Below are 21410 nucleotides of genomic sequence, written 5' to 3'. Positions count from 1 at the left end.
CAGCAAATGTCTATCCGTTTGAAATTATTGAGAAAAAAACTTGGCGTGACCCTGGAAGCCTTGGCTGAAAAATCCGGGATGACCAAGAGTTATCTGTCGAAAGTGGAGCGCGGGCTCAACACGCCCTCCATTGCAGCTGCGTTGAAATTGGCCAAGGCGTTGAACGTGAAGGTCGAAGAGCTGTTCAGCGAAGACAAGGTCAGCCTCGACAGCTACAGCCTGGTGCGCAGCCACGAACGGCCCGACACCTCGCCGGGTTATGCGGTGCTGGCCCATCAAGTCAGCGAGCGCAGCCTGCTGCCGTTCATCATCTACCCGCCGGCGGAGTTCACCGACAAGACCTTCAAGGAGCATTTTGGGGAGGAGTTTCTGTTCGTGCATGAAGGCCGGGTGGAAGTGGATTTCATGAACGAGCGGGTGATCCTGGAGCGTGGTGACGCTTTGCATTTCAATGCGCAGAAGCCCCACCGCCTTCGTTCGGTGGGAGAGGTGCAGGCGCAGTTGCTGGTGGTGGTGCACAGTTCGGAGGAGTAACGCTTGCCGCAACCTGAAATGCAGTCAGTGTGGGAGGGGGCTTGCTCCCGATGGCGGTGGATCAGTCAGCTCATCTGTAGCTGACGCTCTGCCATCGGGAGCAAGCCCCCTCCCACAGTTGATTTTCTTTGTTCACTGGATCAGCGTTCGACCGGGACTGAAAGCGTCGGGTTACCCAGCGGATGGGTGCGTGCTACGAAGAACCTCAGCGTTGCGCCACTGCCCTCGAACAACTCCGAATACCGCCGCTTCTGCTGACGAATAAACCCATCGCTGCGCCCCGACACCGAGATCGCCAGGGTGCTGATGCTGGCTTGGCGAATTGCATCCACCAGGTGTTTATCCTGCGGCCCCAAGTCATGGCCGAAGATGCACAACGCGCCTTCATGGCTCAGCAATTGCTCATAACAGAACGACAGGTAATCCGAACTGCGGATGCTCTTGAGCTTCTCTTCTACCTTGCCTTCACTGACGAACAGCGGCACATCGTCCAGGGTCTTGATCGTATTGTTTATCGCAAAGCTGCTGAGCAAGGTGCTGTCGGTGGACGGCAGCTTGCGCGCCGTGCCATCGAGGTTGCGCACCAGGTGCAGGCCGCCGTGCAGGTAGAGGATGCGCGTGGTATCGGTATGGGTATTGCGCAGGTCGAAGCTTGAGTCGGCGCTGCGGAACAGGTCATCAATGCCCGGCGTGTGCAGGATCGCCCAGTAGTTGAGCAAGTCGTAGTTGCTGGTGAAGACGGTGGCGTAGTTGGCTAATTCCGCGTTGATCGTCGTCAGCGTCGACGGCTGCACCAGGCGCCAGGGAATGTGTACGGCATGAATGGTGTTGATCAGCGCTTCCTTGATCGCGTAGTAACGGTTACGCGGCGCCGCCGAACTCACCGCCAGGGCCTTGTTGACCCGGCTGGTGGTCTTCAAGGCGCCCAGGGCTTGTTCGAAGCTGCGGGTTTGCAGGGCGTCAAATACGCTGAGTTCGGATTGGCTCAGGGGTTTTTCTTCAACGGTGCGGGCGTTTTCGAACAGCGAGTCGTAGGAGAAGTCTTCCCAAATCGTCCGACTGGCACCGTTGCCGATCAGAATCCCGCTGAAGTCGAGGGCAGCGCGCAGGGCGCTCCAGTCTTCAAGGTGGGCGTCATTATCCTGGAAATCCTTCATTGCGGCGGGTCTACTCGAAATCGGCTGGGTGGTGACTTTATCACGAGCCGACGTTGATCCTGATCAAGATGCGCCATGCGGTACAGGTTGATTCTGTGGGCATAAAGCCTCTGAGGATTGACCATGAGCAGCACGTTCTTCATCCCCGCCGTCAACATCATGGGCAGCGACTGCCTCGACGAAGCCATGATCGCCATTCGCAATTATGGCTTTCGTAAAGCCTTGATCGTCACCGATGCCGGCCTGGCCAAAGCCGGCATGGCCAGCATGATCGCCGAGAAGCTGGCGATGCAGGATATCGATTCGGCGATCTATGACGGTGCCAGACCCAACCCCACGGTGGAAAACGTCGAGAAGGGCCTGGCATTGCTGCAGCAAAATGCCTGCGATTTTGTGCTGTCCCTGGGCGGCGGCTCGCCCCATGACTGCGCCAAGGGCATCGCGCTGTGCGCCACCAACGGCGGGCGTATCGGCGATTACGAGGGCGTCGACCAATCGAGCAAGCCACAACTGCCGCTCGTAGCTATCAACACCACCGCCGGCACTGCCAGCGAGATGACACGGTTCTGCATCATCACCGACGAAACCCGCCACGTGAAAATGGCCATTGTTGATCGCAACGTTACGCCGCTGCTGTCGGTCAATGACCCGGCGCTGATGGTCGGCATGCCCAAGGGGCTCACCGCTGCCACCGGCATGGATGCGCTGACCCACGCCATCGAAGCCTATGTGTCTACCGCTGCTACGCCGATCACCGACGCCTGCGCCATCAAGGCCATCGAGCTGATCAGCGCCAACCTGCGCTTGGCGGTGCGCGATGGCAGTGACATAGCGGCACGGGAAAACATGGCCTACGCGCAGTTTCTCGCCGGCATGGCCTTCAATAACGCGTCCCTGGGTTTTGTGCATGCCATGGCTCACCAGTTGGGCGGTTTGTACGACTTGCCCCATGGCGTGTGCAACGCGGTGTTATTGCCCCATGTGCAGAGCTTCAATGCCAGTGTCAGTGCCAAACGCTTGAGCGACGTGGCCCGTGCCCTTGGCGCGGATATCAAGGGCATTACGGTGGAAGAAGGGGCCCAGGCGGCCATCGCAGCGATTCGCCGCTTGTCCCAGGACGTGGATATTCCCGCTGGCCTGCGCGAGCTTGGCGCCAAATTGCAGGATATCCCGCTGCTGGCTGCCAATGCGTTGAAGGACGCGTGCGGGCTGACCAATCCAAGGCGAGCGGATCAGCGGCAGATCGAAGAGATTTTCCGTAGCGCGTTTTGATAGGGGGCAGCCTTTAGCCGCAAGCGTTAAGCTACACGCTGAACGCGTTTAACTTGAGCAAGCTTGCGGCTTGCCGCTGAGGTCCCCTAATGAGAGTTCTGTTATTCGGCGCCACCGGCATGGTCGGCCAGGGCGTGCTGCGCGAATGCCTGCTGGCGGCTGATGTGCAGGAAGTCGTCGCCGTCGGCCGTACGCCCCTGACCCAGGAACACGGCAAGCTGCATCAGGTGTTGCACAGCGACATGCTGGATTTCCAACCCCTGGAAAACCTGTTGCAAGGCTTTGACGCGTGTTTCTTCTGCCTCGGCGTTTCCTCGGCGGGCATGAACGAAGCGCGGTACACCCACCTCACCTATGACCTGACCCTGGTCGCCGCCAGTACGCTGGCGCGGCTTAATCCGCAGATGACCTTTATCTATGTGTCCGGTGCCGGCACGGACAGTTCCGAGGCGGGCAAGTCGATGTGGGCGCGGGTCAAGGGCAAGACCGAGAATGCCTTGCTGCGATTGCCGTTCAAGGCGGTGTACCTGTTCCGTCCGGGGGTTATCCAGCCGTTGCATGGTGTGCGTTCGAAAACGCCGCTGTACCAGTCTTTCTACAGCGTGCTCGGGCCTGTGCTCTTGTTTGTGCGTCGGGTAAAACCGGCGTGGGTGGTAAGCACCGAGACCGTCGGCCGGGCGATGTTGCAAGCCGCCAGCCATGGCGCGCCGCAGCCGGTGGTGGAGCAGGCCGAGATCAATCGCCTGGCTGCCGAGCGCCGTTGAGGTTGCACAAGCGCTCGATCTGATCAACTCGCAGTTGCCAGCGCCCGGGCGGGTGCGGCGCTGAATTGAATCAACGCCACGCCGCCGATCAACAACACCGCCCCCAGCACCCGTGGCGTATTCAGTTGGCGTTCCGCCAGGCCGAACAGACCAAAATGGTCGAGCAGTAACGACGCAAGAATCTGCCCGGCCATGGCCAACGCAATAAACCCCGATGCGCCCAGCTTGGGCAGCAGCATCAACGCCAACGAAATAAAACACACGCCGAACGCACCGCCGGCCCACATCCACAAGGGTGCTTTGCAGATAAAAGCCAGGCTCGGCAGCGGTAAACGCAGCGCCACCATCACCGGCAGCAGCACGATGATGCTTACCAGCAATGACGCCAGGGTGGCCCACAACGGATGCCCAAGCCCGCGCCCGAGGTTGGCGTTGATCGCGCTTTGAAACGGCACCACCGCCCCGGCAATCACCGCCAGCGCTAACAAACCCAGCCAATGCAACGTCGTCATCTCACATCTCCCAGAGGTTTTGCTGGACTCTAGGTTATTCGTCAAGCAAATTTAAATTCCAAATTCTTATGCCGAGCATGCAGCTGATGAATGACCTGCGCCGCATCGACCTGAATCTGCTGGTGATACTCGATGCCCTGCTCAGCGAGCAACATGTCACCCGCGCTGCCGAGCGCCTGCACCTGAGCCAGCCGGCAGTCAGCCATGCGTTGGCGCGCTTGCGCGATATGCTCGGTGACCCGTTGCTGGTGCGCCAGGGCGGTACCCTGGTGCCGACGCCCCGTGCCCTGGAGCTGGCGGCGCCGTTGACCGAAGCCCTTGCCCAAGTGCAGGCGTTGCTGGCACCGAATCGTTTCGACCCGGCTTCGGCCAAGCGCCGGTTTCGTATGGCGATGTCGGACTACAGCGCGGCGATTATCCTGCCCAGCTTGGTCCGTGCCCTACGTCATGAAGCACCTGGCATCGATCTGCAGATCATCCACGCCAGCCGTGAAGGTATGGTCGACGGCGTGCTCAATGGCGATCTCGACCTGGCGGCTGGCGTATTCCCCGATATGCCCGTCGAACTGCGTACAACGCTTCTGTTCGAAGAGCATTACACCTGCCTGGTCGACCGCCACAGCCTTGCACCCAGCGGCGTGCTCGACCTGCCGACTTACCTGGCGCGCCCCCATGTGCTGTTGGAGATGCGCGGCAGCGGCACGCCGGAAATCGAACGGGCCCTGCGCGCGATACGTGAACGGCGGCATGTGGCGATCAGCCTGCCGCATTGGGGCGTGGCACCGCAGTTGATCGAGGGCACGGACCTGATTTTGACGGTGTCGTCCCGCGGTTTACTGGATATCGATCATGCACGCCTGTTGACCGTGCCGCCGCCGTTTCATATTCCGTCCTTTGCCTTTGAGCTGGCCTGGCATGCGCGGCGGGGTGGGGATTCGGGGTTGCAGTGGTTGATTGGGCGGGTGCGGAGTGTATTGTCAGACGGTCACCAATAACCACGGGAAATCTACATGCTCAGCGGCTTTAACCACCTGACCCTGGCCGTGACCGACGTGCCGCGCAGCGTCAGTTTTTATCATGAGTTGTTGCACCTCCAGCTTGACGCCACCTGGGACAACGGTGCCTACCTGTCATTACCCGGCCTGTGGCTGTGCCTGTCACTGGACCCGATGCGCCCGCCCGTGCCGGCAGCCGACTACACCCACTATGCCTTCACCGCCGACGCCACTCATTTCGCCGCGCTGGTCGAGCGCCTGCGGGCGGCTGGTGTGCAGGAGTGGCGCGACAACCGTAGCGAAGGCGCGTCGTTTTATTTCCTGGATCCCGACGGCCACAAACTGGAGGCCCATGTCGGCGACTTGACCTCGCGCCTGCAAGCCTGTCGCGCCAAGCCTTATGCGGGAATGAAGTTTTACCCCCCGAGCTGAAACATGCAGAATCAATCACCTTCACACGTCTGTCAGAGCCTACCTATGACCCCCTCCTTGCTGCTCGCCGTCCTTGCATCGGGTTTTATCTACGGTATTACCCCCGGGCCGGGTGTCTTGGCTGTGTTCGGCATCGGCGCTGCCCGTGGTCGACGTGCCGGGGCGGGTTTCCTGTGTGGGCATTTGCTCGGCGATGTGGTGTGGTGCAGCACGGCGCTGATTGCCATCGTCGGTGCGCGGGAAGTCGGCAGCAGCGCCTTCGATGTATTGGGCGTACTCAGCGGTGTGTATTTGTTCTGGCTCGGCTGGCGTGCAATCCGCACCCAGCGCCGCAGCAGCGATGCGCCTCAGGGCGCGGCGCGGCATCCGTTCTGGCATGGCATTCTGTTCGGCCTGACCAACCCCAAGGCGTACCCGGTTGCCGTGGCGACCTTCACGGCGTTGCTGTCCAGCCGTGCGGAGTTGCTGACCTGGTCGATGCTGCCGTCGCTGATTTTCCTGAGCTTTATCGGTGGCCTGTTGGCCTACGCGATTCTGATCGGCGTGGTCGGCGCCCAGCGGGTGCGTACGGTGTATCAGCGTCATGAAATCCTCATCACCCGGCTCTGTGGTGTGATGTTTATTGGCTTCGCCATCAATGCCTTGGCGCACGCGCTGCCGGGCCTGTTGGGCAATAAATCGGCCTGAAGCATCCACGACCGTTCGTCGCACTGGCAGGTTTTTTCTAAACCTTTGCCGCGCAAAAAATTCGAACTCAGGGCGGGGCGTGTTTTCCCCGCACTTATTTTTGCCCTGGAGGAACCCATCATGAGCCGCATGGCTATCCGGTTACGCACCGCCAGTTTCGCGATGCTGCTGGGCCTCGGCGCCAGCAATGCTTTCGCCCAGTCGCCTGCCGAATTCATCGAGCAGGCTTCGGCCAAAGGCATGGCCGATATCGAAACCAGTCGCATGGCCCACGCCAAGACCTCATCCCAAGAGATCAAGGACTACACCATCGAAGTCATCAACGAACGTACCCTGGCCAACCAGCACTTGGCAGCTATCGCCAAGAAGCTCGACTTGCCGGTAGCACCTCGGGAAAAGATCGTTGATAAAGCCGAAACCCTGATGCCCGAACTCAAGGACGGCGACTCCTTTGACGCTGCCTACACCGCGCAGCAGGTCAAGGAAAACGAAGACGCCATCGCCCTTTTCAAGAAAGAAGGTGCGGCGTCGGATGTGCCGGAAATAAAAGCGCTGGTGGATGAAACGCTGCCCAAGCTCGAAGAGCGTCTGCAAAAAGCCCGTGCCTTGGCATCGACCTATGGCAAGGGGCATCAAGGTGATGGCTGAGGTCCTTACGTGAAATAAAAAAACGGCGATTGGATCACTCCAACCGCCGTTTTTTTCAGGCCTGGTTCAAGTCAGTCTTGATCTGCGCTGCATCGTCGGCCGCGGCCCCGCAACTGCTGTTCAAACTCACCTTGTCGCTGCTGCCAATGCTGCGGTACTCCTTGCGCAGTCTTTCAAGTTCCTTGCGGTCCAGGCCATCCAGGCTGAGCACGGCATTCTGTGCGTCTTTGGATGCGCGCAACAGTTCATCGATCTTGATATGCAAGATGTCGTTATCACGGTTCTGCGTGTTCTGAATCAAAAACACCATCAGGAAGGTGATGATGGTGGTCGAGGTGTTGATGATCAGTTGCCAGGTATCGTTGTAGTGGAAGTACGGCCCGCTCAGGCTCCATAGGAGAATCAGCGCGACTGCCGCGTAGAAGGTCTTGGGGCTGCCTGCCCAACGTGACAGGGTTTGGGAGACTGCAGAGAATTTCATGACCGTTTTCCTCAAAAAGGGTGATGAAAATTCTGACCGCGGGCAGTCGCCGAAATTTCTTTTTACAACTTAGCGTTTGAACAAAGTTGTGCGTTTTTCTGCCAGGTATTTAAGCAGGAACCTACGGCGTCCCAGGACGGCCAGGGCAAGACTGGGTTTTTTTCTGGATACCGCCTCATGGACGCCAATCCCGCCTTTGACCTGGTCACGCTTTATCATCTGACCGAGGACCACTATTTTGCCGCCACCTGCCTGACGCACCGACGCTACTGCGCGGCCATCAATGCCTATTTTATCGACGAGCATGATTTTCCGTGGAATTTGCTGTTCATTCGCCTGGGCAGCGCCCCATTGGGTGAGGAAATGGCTGCTGCCCTCGAGCTGATCCGACGCACCCCGATTGAAGTACGCCTAGTGATTCATGAGCAAAAGGTCGAGGGCTTAGGCGAAGTGCTCACGGGGCTCGATTTTCACCCCGCTGAAAAGACCACGGCAATGGTCCTCCAATTGTCAGCGCTTATTCCATCAGAGGGTGAGGGCGATGTACACGTCCGCCTGACACGGGATTTGAATGAGTGGGCCGTTCCGCTTGGCAATGCGTACGCGATGCTACCCGAAGTGGTTGCGCATTATCAGGCCCGGCACCAGAGGGCCCTGGACGCTGATGAAAGCCTTTATCACTTCACCCTGTGCGCCGAAGGGCAGGTGAGCTGCTCGTTGACCTTGTCTCTATGCAATGGTGAGGCCCGGCTTAATGATGTCGGTACGCTTATTAACTTGCGTGGAAGAGGCTATGCCACGCGTTTGATTCGAGAGGCCCTGCATCATGCGTCGAGCCTGGGCGCCCAGCGTTGCTTTCTCGAGGCATCGGAGGGCGCCGTCCCGCTGTATCGCAAGTTGGGTTTCGAACGTTTATTCGACTATCGGGCATTTGTTCGCGTGGCTTTACCAGGCCTATGATCAGAAAGCCATTTTGATTTGGCCGCGATCTTCGAGGGTCAATAGATACTGTTTGGCCTCAAGCCCTCCTGCAAACCCGGTCAGCCCGCCCGATGCACCCACTACGCGGTGGCACGGCGCGATGATCGAGATCGGATTGCGCCCGTTGGCGGCGCCTACTGCGCGCACGGCCTTCGGGTTGCCGATCTGCTGGGCGATCTGGCTGTAGCTGCGGGTTTCGCCGAACGGAATGGTCAATAACGCCTGCCAGACTTGCTTTTGAAAGTCGGTGCCGATGAAGTCCAGTTCCAGCTCGAACCGGTTGCGCGTTCCATCAAAGTACTCCCTCAATTGACGCTCGGTTTCCAACAGCACCGGGTTGTCGTTGGCCTCGATCAATTCGCCCAGGCGCACGCGGTTGGCACGTTCCACTTCCCACAGGATGGCGCTGAGCCTGCCATTGCGCGTCACCAGGGTCAGTTCACCGACGGGGGAAGGCATGAGCTTGTATTGGTAAGTCACGAGCAGGCTCCTCGAAAGGGCGTCAATGGATACGACGCTACTGTAGTTCTACCTGCTGGCGAGGGCACTACGTTTCTTGCGGTCAAATTCTTCGCCAGTCTAGAAGTTCCAGTAAACCCAATTGGAATAGTACGGGTACCAGTAGAGCCTGGAGATATAGTAGAGCCCCATCAGCACTGAGGCTGTACTCAACATAAAGGAAGAAGTGACATTGAGCAGAGTGACAATCAACGCGAATACAGCTACGCGTCGGGTTGCATGACCCCAGGCAAGCTTTACGCCATAAGCCGACGCAACAAGCGCTCCCGTTTGAAGGAGCAATGCAAGAGGAAATGGCAGCCTTATAAACGAAACCAGTAGCGGCAAAACCACCACCCAGCCCACCACTTGGCGCAGGATTGGTTTAGACGTGTGCTGTTTGCTTTCAACCATCGCAAAGCTTCCGAGGTCCAGGTCGACAAGCTGACATCATCACCCATGTGGTTTCGTCACTGCCATAAGTCTTTACTTACCTACCAGCGGAATCTGTGCGGTTTTCAGTAGGCGTTGAATGAAGTGTATGGGCGCGCAGAAAAGGCGCCGTGGAGAGGTATTGCAAGGGTTTTCAGGGGTTAACGGGTATGCAGTGACTGCTCGAGTACGCCAAGAAATGCATCCGCCAACACACTTCTTGCTGATGCCGGGGTCAGTACCAGCAATTGTGCACACGCATCCACTTCCTGCATTGGCCTATAGGTCACACCTGTGTTCATCAGACTCTGCGTACAGTCCGGCACGAGCGCCACGCCCTGTCCGGCCGCCACCAGGGCGATGATCGAAGTGATCTGCCGCCCGGTCGGCCCAGGCCGCAGCGGATGGCCGTGGTGGCGGTAAAGTCGCTCGATGGACTGGTTCAAGCCTGACCCATAGTCAGCGGGAAACAGAATCAGCGGGTAAGTGCTTAGTTGCGCCAGGCTGACCGTCGCCTGGCTCGCCAACGGGCTCTCGCTGGAGACCGCTGCCACCAGCCGTTCTTCACCTAGTGACAATGCCTGGACATCAGTGCTTTTTGGCAACAGCCGGCTCAAGCCGATATCCAGGCGCCCATCCGCCACCTGCGCGCCCAGGCTGCCGGACGCGCACTCCACCAAGGTCAGTTGCACATCGGGAAAGCGCTGGGCGAAGGCCTGGATGGCGCGGCTGAACAGGTCTGACAAGGCGATTGAACTGACATAGCCCAATGTCAGCTGACCCGCCGTGCCGGCAGCCAATTTACCGGCGATCACCTGCGCCAACTCCACCTGTTCCAGCACGCTCCTGGCGTAGGGCAGGAACGCACGTCCCTGGGCGGTGAGGGTGACCGTGCGGCTGGTGCGATCAAACAGCTTGAACCCCAATTCGGCTTCAAGGGCGGAAATCTGCCGGGTCAGCGGCGGCTGGGCCAGGTGCAGGCGAAGGGCTGCGCGGCCGAAGTGCAATTCTTCGGCGACCGTCAGAAAGTAACGCAGCTTGCGTAGGTCGAGCATCCTGGTCCTTGGGTATCAATCGGTCGGAATTCGGTATTGGTTTAAGAGCTACCCGGCATTCTATAAAGACCTCACAAAATAAAACGAGAGGTTTCATGAAACCACGCCTGCATTGTGCCCGCCTTGCCCTGTTCCTGTGTGGCTGCGCGGCGTTTCTCAATCTCTACGCCACCCAGAGCATCCTGCAGGTGTTCGCCGCGCAATTTCATATCAGCGCCAAGACCGCGGGATGGAGTATTACCGTGACCACACTGGCCGTGGCGATGACTGCGCCGTTTGTCAGCCGCCTGACCCGGCACTTCGAGCAGCACATTGTGATCTCGACTGCGGCGTTGCTGCTGGCCGGGCCGGTGCTGATGACGGCCTATGCTGACAGTTTCGCGCAAGTGCTGGTGTGGCGCTTTGTCGAGGGCATGTTGATCCCGTTTGTGTTTGCCTCCAGCGTGGCCTACATCGGCGATCGCTGGCGCGGCGGCACGGTGACCGAAGTCACCAGCCTTTACGTGGCGGGCACTGTGTTGGGAGGGCTTGGCGGGCGCTTCATCACCGGGGTGGTGACTGAATATGTGGGCTGGCGTGAAGCGTTTGAGTGGCTGGCGGTACTGAGCTTGATGGTGGGCGGTTTTATTCAGTTTCTGCTGCCGGCCAACCGCCCGCGGGCGCAGCAGGTCCAAGCGGCTTCGTCAGGCGTTTGGCGCAAGCCGTTGCTGGCCGCTTATGCCGTAGGCTTTTGCGTATTGTTCTCGCAAGTCGCTGCTTTTACCTACGCAGGTTTGTACCTTGGCCTACCGCCGTTCAACCTCGGGCCTGCCGCCTTGGGAACGCTGTACATGGTGTTTCTGTTAGCGTTGGTTGTGATCCCCATTGCCGGCCGCCTCAGTAAAGCCCGCCCGCATGTCGAATTGCTGAGCGTTGCCGCCATCTTGGGCGTCTGTGGTGCGGCCCTGACCCTGGTGCCTTCCCTCTGGTGCATTGTGGTGGGCCTGGCACTCAGTTCTACCGGCGTGTTCCTCGCCCAAGCCACTGCCAATGCCTTCACCACCGCCACCGCTGGCGCCGACAAGGCAGCGGCGGTGGGGGTCTATCTCACCTGTTATTATCTGGGGGGGAGCTGCGGCGCTATCGTCCCGGCACTGATCTGGGAGCGCTGGGGCTGGGCCGGTTGTGTGGGGCTGATCATTGGTTTCCAGGTGCTGACCCTGTTGATCGCGCTGGCCGGCTGGAAGCCCCTTAAACCTGAGCTGATCCGCGTACCATGACCCATAAAAAAACCGGCCACCAAGGGCCGGTTCTTATGCATTCGCGCCAGAACCATCCCGACGCAAGCGCAAAATCTGAGTGGAGCGGGTAGAGGGAATCGAACCCTTATTGGGCATTTGGGGCCTAAAGCGTGTATCCGTGTAGTGGTCTCCTTCCGCTATGACCCAGTTTTACGGGTGAATAGCTCCGTTCTCGATTGTGCACCATGGTGCACCCTGATATCCATGCCCCCACAGACAGGTGACCAATCACCTATCGTTCAATCCTGAGGCCTTCAAAGCAGCGCATGGCAACGTAGACAAGGTAGTCCGGTCGCGAGTCCAGCGGAGTTCGGGCGGAAGGGGTATTAGTCGGCAAGGTGGCCAGCGTGTTCACTTCCACCGACACCGGTGTCGGTCAGCAGATCCGTCGCTTCGACTCGACGACCTTCACATCGCACCATGATCATCGTGCCGATCGGCTACGGCAATGGTGCGCTGTTGGACATCTCGAAAATGGATGGTAGAACTCTTTACGGGGACAGTATGCAAATGGCCAGTAGCCTTGAGTCATCATTCCTCATTAAGTGAGCGCATCCCTGTACGGCTAGCCCATTCGTACAGCAGAAGCATGCATTATCCCCCCATTAGCATTTACTTTCGCGTCATCCATAGGCTGGTCAAGGGCCATGGGGCGCTGACGCCCTGCACAACACAAAAAGTATCTGTTTTTTGAGGAAATGGTGCATTCTGGGCAGCTATTTTGATGAATAGTTTTTGTGACCTAAATTTGATTAACTGCCGTTGAAGTGATGCTGCTAATCGCTAAAATTCTAGCCTAAATTTTGTCAAAGGATGAGCCATGGAAGATGAGAAGGTCACTGTGTTCAAGGTGAATGTTGGAGTCGGGCTTATGGGCATGACCTCTGTCAGCACATCAATAGATGAAAATTCAAAGAAAACATGGATAGAGCGCCATGGCTCTATGGTTAGTAATCTTATCCCGTCCGTGATCGTCATTTGTGAAGATGATTTAGCCAAAACTATTCTCGGGATGGTCGCCCATGAGGCGAATGGGTCGTACAAAGTCATCACAGCGGGCGCATGGGATAACATGCCAACGCTCATGTATGGTATCTATGTATATCGCGAGCAGCTAAAGGCGTCTGGGGATAATAGATTCCTTGAGGTTGTGTGCGTGACTGATGGCGATATTCATAACGACAAGCTTAACAAAGTGCTCGAAAAGGTACATAGCGGCATCAACGTACCCGAAGATATGAAACAAGCTTTGGCTTTAGCTAAGTGCAGTCTACATGATTTTCATTTGCAAAATTTTAAGCCTATTGGCGGCCTTCCTGAATATCATCATCAGTTATGGCTCAATGACGTCTCTGAAGAAGTTGTTAATGACTATCACCGAGAAAAAGTTCAAATGCTTGAATCTGCTCTTGAGCGGGCAGAAGAGAGGATTAGGCCTAGTATCGAGATAGAGTTGATTTGCCTTTATAAAGACATGGAAGAGGTTAACCGAATAGCAAATGCCTCAAGGTCAATACCCTGCCATACTATGAAAGATGGCAAAGGTAGAGTTGATTGTCATGAGTTCTATAATGTGCTGAGGGAAAAACTTTCTGATGGAGATACCTTGATGAAGTACTCTTTGCATCACTTGGAGTTTTCAGTCCTGTCCATCATCAGGCAATACAATCATGAATCCTGGCAGGCCTATATTTCCCCTGTCAAGGATGCGATGGAGAAGGCGTTCGCTCATCACGTGAAGATGTTCACACCTGATCGGTTCAATCTCACTGAAATTGGCAGAGGAGAGTGAATACTCTAACTGACTATTCACGTTGCCCTGTTTTTCTCGTTGCAGAGGTATCTGGGAGAGATCAGCGTCCCAATACTGCCTTTCTCGCGTTCGACCAGATCAGTCGACCTTAGTACCCGCGGCGTGGGGTAGATGATTCGACCATTGTGAGTACGAAGGTGGCACATTGAGTTCCCGTTCGAGGGGAGGACGGCCTGAAGGGCTTTCGGGTGTTGCTAATGGAGCACGCTATCCTTGGCGACGACCCTGTGGGCGTCGCGGCCACCTGCAAGAGATGGAACAAGCTGTCAGGGAATGCTCTGATCTATCACAATTAATCGTTGATGATGATATCCAATCGGACGAACATGGGCAGCTCAAGCTCAACGGCGACTGTGAGGTAAACAAGGATGGTGGACTTTAACAAACTCAGGTCGCAGTCCCAGCGGCCAGCGCCAATAGATCCCCTGGAAATCTTCAGGCGCATGCCTAAGCCTCAGGGCATCAATGATCTTTACACCAGTCAAGCTGAGGTGCTGGAGGCATGGTTCAAGCGCAAGGACGAGCGTGACACGGTGGTCAAGCTCCATACTGGGGGAGGAAAGACCCTGGTTGGTCTGTTGATTGCTCAGTCGACCTTGAATGACCTGAAAGAGCCTGTGCTGTATCTGGCTCCGACCACGCAGTTAGTCAAGCAGACCCTGGAGAAGGCAAAGTCGCTGGGGATTCTCGCTGTCCCATATACCCGAGGACAGCCGCTGCACGACGACTTTGTAAACGGCAAAGCAGTGATGGTCGCGTCGTACAAAGCCTTGTTCAACGGCCATAGCAAGTTTGGGGTTCGTGGGGGGCGGATGCCCATTAAAGTGGGTGCGGTAATCCTCGATGACGCCCACGTAGCATTTTCTGTTGTGCGCGAGTCGTTCACTCTCGAGATCTCCTCTGAGGATGATCAGGAGACTTATGCCGCGCTGTGCACCTTGTTCCGCAGCGCCTTTCGAGAAATTGATCGACTAGGAACCTTTGACGATACCGTTTCGGGCCTGAACAACGGCGTCGTGGAAGTACCTTATTGGGCCTGGAATGAGCAGTTGGACACCGTAAGGGGAATGTTGCGTGGCGACGGTGGGGACGTTCCTTTTGCTTGGCCATTGCTGCGGGACAATCTGCACCTGTGCCATGCGCTGATCAGCAGCAAAGCATTCACCGTTACGACTGTCCTGCCCCTAGTGAACAATTTCCCCACATTCGCTGATGCCCCTCGGCGAATCTATATGTCGGCGACCATCGCTGACGATAGCGAAATTGTCCGTACGTTCGACGCCAATCCTCAACATGTGAACAATGCGTTGGCCTCCAGATCTCTCGCCGGGATCAGTGAGCGGATGATCCTGATCCCAAGCCTGATGCAGTTCGATTTCGATGCGCAAAGCGTTGCTAAATCCATTCTCACGCAAGTCGCTGCGATGAACCTTGGGGCTGTGGTGTTGGTGCACGCCAATTATGCCGCGAAGGCATGGGACGGCACTGCGCAATTCGCCGAAGGCTCAGACCAAGTTGAAAATGCAATTGAGGCACTGCAATCTCGCAGAACGAGCGGGCCAGTCGTATTTGCCAACCGTTACGATGGGATAGATTTGCCAGGCGATTCATGCAGAATCCTGGTGATGGAAGGGCTTCCCTCCGGGACGTCTGATTATGAGCTCCTGCGTGCTGCCACCCTGTACGGTGGGGCTACCATCAGTCGCATGCTAGCGCAGCGCATAGAGCAGGGTATCGGACGCGGAGCACGTGGAGCGGGTGACCATTGCGTAGTGCTGCTTCTTGGTTCTGATTTAGCAGGTTGGATTGCCAAGGACGCTAACTTCAAGCTGCTCACGAGTGCGACCCGAGCACAGCTTGAAATGGGGTCGACTGTCAGCAAAGAAGTCAGTGACGTTAACGATTTGGGAAATACAGTCGCGCTCAGCATCAACCGGAACACTGAATGGGTTGAGTATCATGCCGCCACGCTGGCGGAAAACGTGGGGCCGGAAGTCCCAGATCCGAAGCGGTTCGATACGGCGTCGACGGAGCGCAAAGCTTTCAACCTCTGGGCGGACGGGTGTTATGACAAGGCCATCGCTCGCTTGGATCAGGTAGCGGGTGCTCAGGACGCGGTTGATGAACAAACACGCGGTTGGCTATACCAGTTGGCAGGCCGTATAGCGAACAACTGGGGACAAGCCGAGCGTAGTGACGAGCTCCAACGATCGGCATTTTCCGCGAACCGTAATCTTTTACGTCCGCGCACCTCATCACCCTACCGACCTCTCCCTTCTCCTGGTGCGCAGGGCTCAGCTATTGCATCTCAGCTGCGTGGATACCGGATGAGACGTGGTTTGCTTCAACGCTTCGAGCAGGTGGTATCCAGGTTGAACAGCAACGCTTCTGCCAACCAGTTTGAGCAGGCGCTTGCAGATCTCGGTGTCTTGATAGGCCTTTCTACCGAACGCCATGACGTCGGTGGGGAGGGGCCTGATGTACTATGGCTTCTACCCAACAAGGCTGCTCTGATCCTGGAAGCAAAAAGTCGCAAGCAGGACAGGAACCCTTTAACCAAGGAGGAGCATGGCCAGCTTCTTGTCGCAGAGCAGTGGTTTGTTCAAAACTACCCTGGATACTCAAGTCTACGTGTGGTTGTGCACCCCACGAACAAGGCAACCGCAGCAGCGTCAGCACACGAGAGCTATGCCCTCACGCTTGATCGGCTGAATCAAATGGTTGCAGATTCTAGGGTGTTGCTGAGAGCGCTCTGCGAGTCTCAATTGACCGACATTGAGCTTGAAGGGCATTGCCAGCATTTAATCGAGCACTCGCAGATACGCGCGGACAGATTGGCCAACTACTTAGTGCCTTTCGTGGAAGGGTAGTGGATATCCACTCAGAGTACGTCTGAAATCGGCGAACGGCAGGCGCATGGTGCGTCAGCCGGTCGCCAAAATCGATGGTTCAATAGGCTAGTGGCCCTGACCAGCACCTGCGGTATTGATCAAGACGTCGATCCGCTTGCGAGTCTCCGAGGTGGAATCAGTGCGGCTCCCCCCAGCTCTGCAAGCTGGTCATGTCCAGCGGGGCAGAGCTTGGTAAACGGGGAATCGAATGTCGCATCGGCGTAAATATGCAGCGACCAAAAGGCGCATAGGCACCTTTTGCATTTGAGAACTGGGGAGGACACTTATTAGTGTTACTCAATCCTCACCAAGATGGCTTCTAGTCATTCATCTTCAACAGCCGCGTCTCAATGGCAGCTCTCGCGTTTTCCAGCAACGCACGATGGTAGCCATACAAGTCTGCCGCGTCCTCGTCATGGAGATAGTCTTTAGCTCGCTGTTTGGAACGCTCCGTGCTGGAGAGCTCAAATACATCGATGGTCTTTTTGCCTTTAGTCGAGCCGTTACGCTCTTGGATTAAAACTTTAACATCCTCCGATGTATAGGTGATGTGGTCGTCGAGGTCATCAAAGTAAGGATGTACGAATGAGAATTCTGACCGTCGATAGGTGCTTCCTTTGACCAATATTGGGTCGAAAGTTTTCTTAAGGTCGGTGTTGCACGTATAGCATGATAAAACTAAATTGGTAGGCCAAAACATCCACTCTCTATACGATTCCTTCGGGGCTATATGATCTCGGTGAGGGCGCTTTTCGAACAGTCGGCAGCCACAGTAAGCGCAGCGCCTCTTCTGTTCGATAAGCATGAGTCTCGTCATTTCTTGTTTGAAATTCTTAGTTGCCTGTTTTCCATGGCTCCAGGGATCTTTGGCCTTGGTTGTAATTGCATAATGCTTTAATTCTTTGACTAGCTTCCATCCATACGAGGGGACTATGAACCTTTTCAATTCAGACGCTCCATGTAAGTTTGGACTTCCTTAACTACTAGCGCCAGCGGCTCAATGCCTTTGTAGTTAATGCGAGATATCTTGGTCATGAAGCCGTTGAGAAAATCTCTGTCTTTTCCCCCGTCTTGGATGTGCTTAAGCACGGCGCTCAGTTCTCTCGTCAGGTGGTAGTTTGACGCAGACGGTATTTGCAATACGTTATACAAGACGGATTCGGAACCCCAACCCTCGAATACGCCATCTTGAACCTCAGCGACTATCTGATCCGACTTGCGCCCCAGCGTGACAATACTGGCAAGTCCATGCGCTACGCTTGACAGCATATGAGGCGAATGGGTCGCGATGATTACGTGGCTCCCAGTGGCCCCTGCTAAAGACTTTTGTAATAATTCCACGTAACGCTGTTGCCAAATTACATTGAGGCTAACCTCAGGCTCATCAATCACCACTAGGCAGCCAGGGGTCGCGTAGGCAATGACTTTCGCGCCGACTGACAGTAAATTTTGCTGCCCTGAACTCAACTCCTCAAAGCCCAACCACGATCTTCCCTCAAACAAAAGGCTTGGCCACACAGAAATACCAGCGCGACTCGCAGCTAAAAAACCAATCACAAGTCTACTCAGATTAGATTTGTCCTGCTCTTGAAGTGTGGCCAGTCTCAATGTGGCTCTCTCGACTTTAGAGTAGAGTTGAGTTTGAAGATTATTTTCCAGTAGAGTGAACAGCTCCTCAATATGGCCTGTCATAGCTAGCAGCTCCTCACCGCTGATCATGTCAGCCCTTCTAGAGCCCATGCGCCGCTCTAGCCGCTCTTGTATATATTCGAACTTGTTAGCGATTTTGAGGAATTTTCGTATTTCCTGAAGCTTACGTCTGTTGAACCCAAATGCGATTTCCCTGCCATTGCCGAAGACCATATCAATCCATGACCCAAATGCTTCCAGGCGCGTGCTATCGGCAAGCATTCGTATCACCGACTCAGCCACCGCTCTATCGGTCGATCCCGTCGTGGTCAGATTGGTCGCTTGTCTGACTCCTAGGTAATAATAGAATTGATCTTCGTCGATGCTATCTTGACGATAAGGAAACTTATCGATCACTAGGTTAGAAATGGCTAGGATTCTTGATGGAAGATGTGGTGTAGAAAGTTTTTTCTCTTCGGAGTGTTGGGCCCTTGTCTGATCTGAGATACCATGTGCCCTCGCCACTATTTCAATGCATGGCAGGTTGTGTGAGCCTGATAGTTGGCGATGATATTTTTCTTCAATTGAGTTTTGTGAATGTTGCTCATTAAAAGCATCTACTAGGCTGGCTAGCATGCGGCTTTTGCCAGTGCCATTTGCTCCAACGATAAAGGAGATGTGTGTTTTCTTTAAGTTGGCGTTCTCGCCGATAAATTTAACATGTCCGTCAGAGCCGTCTCCGAAGTCAAAGCGAGCACTTTCTAGCAAGTATGATGGTGTTTTCACTTGCAGACATCCTTGTATGTAAATAGTGGGAATACTACCCGTGTTTTACGGCCTAGCGATGCTGTTGGGCCAGCCTGTCAAGTTGGCTTTAGGGCGTCGCATTCAAAACATGATGTGTGGGTTGCGGGCTTAAAAGTAACCGATGTTGCATTCGATATTATCTTCTTATGACGTCAGGCTAAATCTGTTGCTTGCTGATTAGGTCGATTAGTTGCACCTGCATTTTTCAGGATTTTGGTTTTATGGTTCTGCCGTCGTCAGAGGGAGGATATGTGCCTGCAGCCGTTCGAAATTGAGCTCCATATCCGCCTCGTAGTAGATCCTTTAGACCAGCCTCAAAGGTGGCTCAGGTGGTGTGAGCATGAAGCGGCTTTCAACCATCTCGCGGGTAAGCCCACAAGCCTTGAGAGCTTTTCTCCAACTCGCATGATCCAGCAAATCCAGGGCGCGCTGCACCAGTCGAGGTGACTCCATCTCGATCTGATCATCGAGATCTTCCCGCCGTGTGAAGCCCTTACGATTCAGGTAAGTGAAGCCTGACTTGGCCTGCTCTTGGCTGATGAGATCCAGAGCCTGAGCCCGATAGATCAGAGCCTTGAAACTAACCTTCCACCTCAGCTTTAGCTCACCCAATGCTTGCCAGTTGAGATACCGGCCTCGCATTGCAGGGAATTCTCCTGCAAAGCTTGCCCTGGGCATCAAAAGGGCACTTGCGAATTGGTTGGCCTGATCTTCCGTGTGCCGGCAGCCCGTTTCCACACCTTGGTGCATCACCAGGTGACCGAGCTCATGGGCGATGTCGAAACGTTGTCTGCATGGGTTCTGCTTTGCGGTGTTGCGAACAATCAGTGGGCGCTTGTTGTGTAAGGAAAACGCGTCGATGCGATCATCCGCTTCAGCGATATTGACGACCAGCACTCCAATTTTCTCGACCAGTCTGGTGACGTTCGAGAGAGGCCCAAGCCCCAACGATTGCTCTCTACGAAAACGCTCAGCAATCTGTTCGATAGTATTGACACTTGTCACTGGTTCATCATGTGTCCGAAAGCTGATATCCGGGAACGCGACTTCTTTGTCGAGCTCATCAATCAGCAGTTCGAAAAGCTCAACCTGAGCTGCAATCGATTTCTTCACCGTCACAGTTGAGGCGCGCACGCTTCGGAAATGGCATTGCTCAAGTTCAACGGAGCTGCGTCTGGGCGCAAAGAAAAACTCCTGAGTGACGCCCAGAGCCGTGCTCAGCATTTCCAGCTGTACGGCGGAGGGAAATCCATTTACCTCCAGTTTGTGAGCATACTGCCGGGTAACTCCAAGCAGGTCACCGATGTCTGCAAGCGACCAGCCGGACGCGCAGCGCGCAAGGCGCAGCTTGTCCGGAGAGAATTCGTCGCCTAATGCCAGTTGCTGTGTTCTATCGTCCATCTACGCTGCCAGGTTCGTCGGTTTTTTTCGTGTCGGCGTCTTTGTTTCTGCGAACCACCAAAGGTTCCTCGATCTCGACTTGAGCAGGGAGATCGCTGGTTCTGACCGGCACGCTGGCCTTGTATTCATGTGCCCAGTGGCAAAGGATATTTTGGTTGATATCGAAGCCCACGATCGTGGCTTTGAACTCAGGGAATTCGAGGTCGTTGTTCCCATCGACAAACAGTCTCCAGGTGGAAACCTCGGGGCTGGCCTCGAAGAGACTCAGTTGGTGCAGCTCGACCAGATTGGCCTTGAGCCGATGCAGTTTCTTAGGAGCATCAGGATCGTCGGTGACGATCTGTAGCAAAACTCCGTTGATGCTGATCGTGAAGTCCATGGTGCCGTTTCGCAGCTCAAGCCATGGCAGGGTCACATCGGCACCCAACGCCTTACAGAGCCCTTGAAGACGCCCGTAGAGCAGGGTCGCGCGGGTGTATGCGGTATCGTTTGGTGTAGATGCATCAGCCAGCGCCTGATACGCAACTGAGATCACTTCCTGGCAGACCAGATCCAGGTATTCGGGGAGCAACTCGGGTGCGAAATGACTTGGGTGCTGGATTTCGTGCATCGATACGACCTCGAAAACTGTGCAAATAAGGGGTACTGTCAACCGGTATTTTTGTGCAGAAATCTTGGTTTGTCAACTGGAGGATCTGCAGGCTCTTCGCACCCAAAAGCGTCTCAGTCAGCGGATACCGAGCCAAAGCGTTTATTGATCGGTCGTGTCTACAGGCGCCGGACAGGCTCTGCGTATGGGGCTGCTAGATTGGACGCGATGGCAATCTTGATGCCCTCAGCCTGCAATCTGTCGACGGCTCGAATCCCATCTTCGAAGGCTTCGATACTGTCCAGCTCTGCTTCCAAGGCACCGTGAATCTCGGCCATGCGATCTGCAGGAATCTTGATCCCGAAGTGATCTGCCGCATCGCTCAGGCTCAGAGCACGAGCCATGATGTGGTGAAGGTCATCTGGTCGCGGCCTGCGACCCTGGCGGATGCCCTCCTTGAGAATTTGACGATAGGGGTGGGTGGCTTTGGGGATGCGGACAAGCGTGCCGAAGGCATCGAAGAGGACAAATTTGACGGGCATTTGAGCGCCT

The 21410-nt window shown here is 55.7% G+C and carries 23 protein-coding genes; 11 read left to right on the top strand and 12 right to left on the bottom strand.

The genetic code is table 11. The features are described from left to right. Positions 1–6: 6 nt before the first annotated feature. On the top strand, positions 7–534 hold the full coding sequence (locus ASD70_RS21235) for a helix-turn-helix domain-containing protein (RefSeq protein WP_056847387.1): 528 nt from the start codon (positions 7–9) through the stop codon (positions 532–534). A gap of 140 nt (positions 535–674) precedes the next feature. On the opposite strand, the gene ASD70_RS21230 is transcribed toward ASD70_RS21235, so the two are convergent. Then, on the bottom strand, positions 675–1691 hold the full coding sequence (locus tag ASD70_RS21230; RefSeq protein WP_056847386.1) for a DUF4917 family protein: 1017 nt from the start codon (positions 1689–1691) through the stop codon (positions 675–677). 123 nt (positions 1692–1814) lie between these two features. Here ASD70_RS21230 and yiaY point away from each other — a divergent pair, with 123 nt between their 5' ends. Then, positions 1815–2963 carry an L-threonine dehydrogenase gene (gene yiaY, locus ASD70_RS21225; protein ID WP_056847385.1) on the top strand — a complete coding sequence of 383 codons (1149 nt, stop codon included), beginning with the start codon at positions 1815–1817 and terminating at the stop codon, positions 2961–2963. An 89-nt stretch (positions 2964–3052) separates the two neighbouring features. Then, on the top strand, positions 3053–3727 hold the full coding sequence (locus ASD70_RS21220; RefSeq protein ID WP_056847384.1) for an NAD(P)H-binding protein: 675 nt from the start codon (positions 3053–3055) through the stop codon (positions 3725–3727). A gap of 23 nt (positions 3728–3750) precedes the next feature. Here ASD70_RS21220 and ASD70_RS21215 read toward each other — a convergent pair whose 3' ends face one another. After that, positions 3751–4239: a DMT family transporter gene (locus ASD70_RS21215; RefSeq protein WP_056847383.1), complete on the bottom strand. Its 489-nt coding sequence runs from the start codon at positions 4237–4239 to the stop codon at positions 3751–3753. A 77-nt stretch (positions 4240–4316) separates the two neighbouring features. Here ASD70_RS21215 and ASD70_RS21210 point away from each other — a divergent pair, with 77 nt between their 5' ends. The 4 genes from ASD70_RS21210 to ASD70_RS21195 all read left to right on the top strand — a co-directional run bounded on the left by ASD70_RS21210 (position 4317) and on the right by ASD70_RS21195 (position 7001). Continuing rightward, positions 4317–5234 (top strand): LysR substrate-binding domain-containing protein, encoded by a 918-nt coding sequence (locus tag ASD70_RS21210; RefSeq protein ID WP_411741012.1) that lies wholly within the window; start codon positions 4317–4319, stop codon positions 5232–5234. 15 nt (positions 5235–5249) lie between these two features. Continuing rightward, complete coding sequence (gene fos, locus ASD70_RS21205) at positions 5250–5666, top strand: fosfomycin resistance glutathione transferase (RefSeq protein WP_046071392.1); 417 nt, start codon at positions 5250–5252, stop codon at positions 5664–5666. A gap of 45 nt (positions 5667–5711) precedes the next feature. Further along, positions 5712–6353 (top strand): LysE family translocator, encoded by a 642-nt coding sequence (locus ASD70_RS21200; protein WP_046071393.1) that lies wholly within the window; start codon positions 5712–5714, stop codon positions 6351–6353. Between the two features lie 120 nt (positions 6354–6473). Next, the gene (locus tag ASD70_RS21195; RefSeq protein ID WP_005785958.1) at positions 6474–7001 is read left to right on the top strand and encodes a DUF4142 domain-containing protein; all 528 of its coding nucleotides are present in this window, start codon (positions 6474–6476) and stop codon (positions 6999–7001) included. A 55-nt stretch (positions 7002–7056) separates the two neighbouring features. On the opposite strand, the gene ASD70_RS21190 is transcribed toward ASD70_RS21195, so the two are convergent. Beyond that, a complete protein-coding gene (locus ASD70_RS21190; RefSeq protein ID WP_046071394.1) occupies positions 7057–7482 on the bottom strand; it encodes a low affinity iron permease family protein in 426 nt (141 codons plus the stop codon). Positions 7483–7659: 177 nt separating this feature from the next. Between ASD70_RS21190 and ASD70_RS21185 the strand changes: the two genes are divergently transcribed. Continuing rightward, positions 7660–8442, top strand: coding sequence for a GNAT family N-acetyltransferase (locus ASD70_RS21185; RefSeq protein WP_056847382.1), 783 nt, complete (start codon positions 7660–7662; stop codon positions 8440–8442). On the opposite strand, the gene ASD70_RS21180 is transcribed toward ASD70_RS21185, so the two are convergent. From ASD70_RS21180 to ASD70_RS21170, 3 genes are all read right to left on the bottom strand, one after another. Next, positions 8443–8943: a methylated-DNA--[protein]-cysteine S-methyltransferase gene (locus ASD70_RS21180; RefSeq protein ID WP_056847381.1), complete on the bottom strand. Its 501-nt coding sequence runs from the start codon at positions 8941–8943 to the stop codon at positions 8443–8445. A gap of 99 nt (positions 8944–9042) precedes the next feature. After that, positions 9043–9375 carry a hypothetical protein gene (locus tag ASD70_RS21175; protein WP_056847380.1) on the bottom strand — a complete coding sequence of 111 codons (333 nt, stop codon included), beginning with the start codon at positions 9373–9375 and terminating at the stop codon, positions 9043–9045. 179 nt (positions 9376–9554) lie between these two features. Further along, a complete protein-coding gene (locus tag ASD70_RS21170; protein WP_056847379.1) occupies positions 9555–10448 on the bottom strand; it encodes a LysR family transcriptional regulator in 894 nt (297 codons plus the stop codon). Positions 10449–10543: 95 nt separating this feature from the next. Between ASD70_RS21170 and ASD70_RS21165 the strand changes: the two genes are divergently transcribed. Beyond that, complete coding sequence (locus ASD70_RS21165) at positions 10544–11707, top strand: MFS transporter (RefSeq protein ID WP_056847378.1); 1164 nt, start codon at positions 10544–10546, stop codon at positions 11705–11707. 841 nt (positions 11708–12548) lie between these two features. Continuing rightward, positions 12549–13520, top strand: a complete 972-nt coding sequence (locus ASD70_RS21160) for a hypothetical protein (RefSeq protein WP_056847377.1) — start codon at positions 12549–12551, stop codon at positions 13518–13520. Positions 13521–13833: 313 nt separating this feature from the next. Here ASD70_RS21160 and ASD70_RS29200 read toward each other — a convergent pair whose 3' ends face one another. Further along, complete coding sequence (locus tag ASD70_RS29200; RefSeq protein ID WP_156382936.1) at positions 13834–13986, bottom strand: hypothetical protein; 153 nt, start codon at positions 13984–13986, stop codon at positions 13834–13836. Here ASD70_RS29200 and ASD70_RS21155 point away from each other — a divergent pair. Further along, positions 13985–16411 carry a DEAD/DEAH box helicase gene (locus ASD70_RS21155; RefSeq protein WP_082561458.1) on the top strand — a complete coding sequence of 809 codons (2427 nt, stop codon included), beginning with the start codon at positions 13985–13987 and terminating at the stop codon, positions 16409–16411. The genes ASD70_RS29200 and ASD70_RS21155 overlap by 2 nt on opposite strands. Before the next feature lie 340 nt (positions 16412–16751). Here ASD70_RS21155 and ASD70_RS21150 read toward each other — a convergent pair whose 3' ends face one another. From ASD70_RS21150 to ASD70_RS21130, 5 genes are all read right to left on the bottom strand, one after another. Next, complete coding sequence (locus tag ASD70_RS21150; RefSeq protein WP_056847375.1) at positions 16752–17378, bottom strand: retron system putative HNH endonuclease; 627 nt, start codon at positions 17376–17378, stop codon at positions 16752–16754. Continuing rightward, positions 17375–18847, bottom strand: a complete 1473-nt coding sequence (locus ASD70_RS21145; RefSeq protein WP_158682876.1) for an AAA family ATPase — start codon at positions 18845–18847, stop codon at positions 17375–17377. The genes ASD70_RS21150 and ASD70_RS21145 overlap by 4 nt, the downstream gene beginning before the upstream one ends. 324 nt (positions 18848–19171) lie before the next feature. Next, positions 19172–20269: a helix-turn-helix domain-containing protein gene (locus ASD70_RS21140; protein WP_056847373.1), complete on the bottom strand. Its 1098-nt coding sequence runs from the start codon at positions 20267–20269 to the stop codon at positions 19172–19174. Further along, positions 20259–20879 (bottom strand): hypothetical protein, encoded by a 621-nt coding sequence (locus tag ASD70_RS21135; RefSeq protein WP_056847372.1) that lies wholly within the window; start codon positions 20877–20879, stop codon positions 20259–20261. The genes ASD70_RS21140 and ASD70_RS21135 overlap by 11 nt, the downstream gene beginning before the upstream one ends. 158 nt (positions 20880–21037) lie before the next feature. Beyond that, positions 21038–21400: an HAD family hydrolase gene (locus tag ASD70_RS21130; RefSeq protein WP_236708736.1), complete on the bottom strand. Its 363-nt coding sequence runs from the start codon at positions 21398–21400 to the stop codon at positions 21038–21040. Positions 21401–21410 lie beyond the last annotated feature (10 nt).

Origin of the sequence: Pseudomonas sp. Root569 (assembly GCF_001427465.1) — a bacterium.
In the GTDB taxonomy this organism is placed as follows: domain Bacteria; phylum Pseudomonadota; class Gammaproteobacteria; order Pseudomonadales; family Pseudomonadaceae; genus Aquipseudomonas; species Aquipseudomonas synxantha.
The sequence above is the reverse complement of the archived record's forward strand: the minus strand, read 5'-3'. Positions and strand labels throughout refer to the sequence as shown.

Excerpts from the sequence above, each read along its gene's own strand:
- ASD70_RS21215 (WP_056847383.1), bottom strand. The coding sequence starts at position 4,239 with ATGACGACGTTGCATTGGCTGGGTTTGTTAGCGCTGGCGGTGATTGCC.
- ASD70_RS29200 (WP_156382936.1), bottom strand. The coding sequence starts at position 13,986 with ATGCGCCTGAAGATTTCCAGGGGATCTATTGGCGCTGGCCGCTGGGAC.
- ASD70_RS21160 (WP_056847377.1), top strand. The coding sequence starts at position 12,549 with ATGGAAGATGAGAAGGTCACTGTGTTCAAGGTGAATGTTGGAGTCGGG.
- ASD70_RS21165 (WP_056847378.1), top strand. The coding sequence starts at position 10,544 with ATGAAACCACGCCTGCATTGTGCCCGCCTTGCCCTGTTCCTGTGTGGC.
- ASD70_RS21190 (WP_046071394.1), bottom strand. The coding sequence starts at position 7,482 with ATGAAATTCTCTGCAGTCTCCCAAACCCTGTCACGTTGGGCAGGCAGC.
- ASD70_RS21175 (WP_056847380.1), bottom strand. The coding sequence starts at position 9,375 with ATGGTTGAAAGCAAACAGCACACGTCTAAACCAATCCTGCGCCAAGTG.
- yiaY (WP_056847385.1), top strand. The coding sequence starts at position 1,815 with ATGAGCAGCACGTTCTTCATCCCCGCCGTCAACATCATGGGCAGCGAC.
- ASD70_RS21130 (WP_236708736.1), bottom strand. The coding sequence starts at position 21,400 with ATGCCCGTCAAATTTGTCCTCTTCGATGCCTTCGGCACGCTTGTCCGC.
- ASD70_RS21140 (WP_056847373.1), bottom strand. The coding sequence starts at position 20,269 with ATGGACGATAGAACACAGCAACTGGCATTAGGCGACGAATTCTCTCCG.
- ASD70_RS21200 (WP_046071393.1), top strand. The coding sequence starts at position 5,712 with ATGACCCCCTCCTTGCTGCTCGCCGTCCTTGCATCGGGTTTTATCTAC.
- ASD70_RS21230 (WP_056847386.1), bottom strand. The coding sequence starts at position 1,691 with ATGAAGGATTTCCAGGATAATGACGCCCACCTTGAAGACTGGAGCGCC.
- ASD70_RS21220 (WP_056847384.1), top strand. The coding sequence starts at position 3,053 with ATGAGAGTTCTGTTATTCGGCGCCACCGGCATGGTCGGCCAGGGCGTG.
- ASD70_RS21210 (WP_411741012.1), top strand. The coding sequence starts at position 4,317 with ATGCAGCTGATGAATGACCTGCGCCGCATCGACCTGAATCTGCTGGTG.
- ASD70_RS21235 (WP_056847387.1), top strand. The coding sequence starts at position 7 with ATGTCTATCCGTTTGAAATTATTGAGAAAAAAACTTGGCGTGACCCTG.
- ASD70_RS21170 (WP_056847379.1), bottom strand. The coding sequence starts at position 10,448 with ATGCTCGACCTACGCAAGCTGCGTTACTTTCTGACGGTCGCCGAAGAA.
- ASD70_RS21135 (WP_056847372.1), bottom strand. The coding sequence starts at position 20,879 with ATGCACGAAATCCAGCACCCAAGTCATTTCGCACCCGAGTTGCTCCCC.
- fos (WP_046071392.1), top strand. The coding sequence starts at position 5,250 with ATGCTCAGCGGCTTTAACCACCTGACCCTGGCCGTGACCGACGTGCCG.
- ASD70_RS21185 (WP_056847382.1), top strand. The coding sequence starts at position 7,660 with ATGGACGCCAATCCCGCCTTTGACCTGGTCACGCTTTATCATCTGACC.
- ASD70_RS21195 (WP_005785958.1), top strand. The coding sequence starts at position 6,474 with ATGAGCCGCATGGCTATCCGGTTACGCACCGCCAGTTTCGCGATGCTG.
- ASD70_RS21155 (WP_082561458.1), top strand. The coding sequence starts at position 13,985 with ATGCCTAAGCCTCAGGGCATCAATGATCTTTACACCAGTCAAGCTGAG.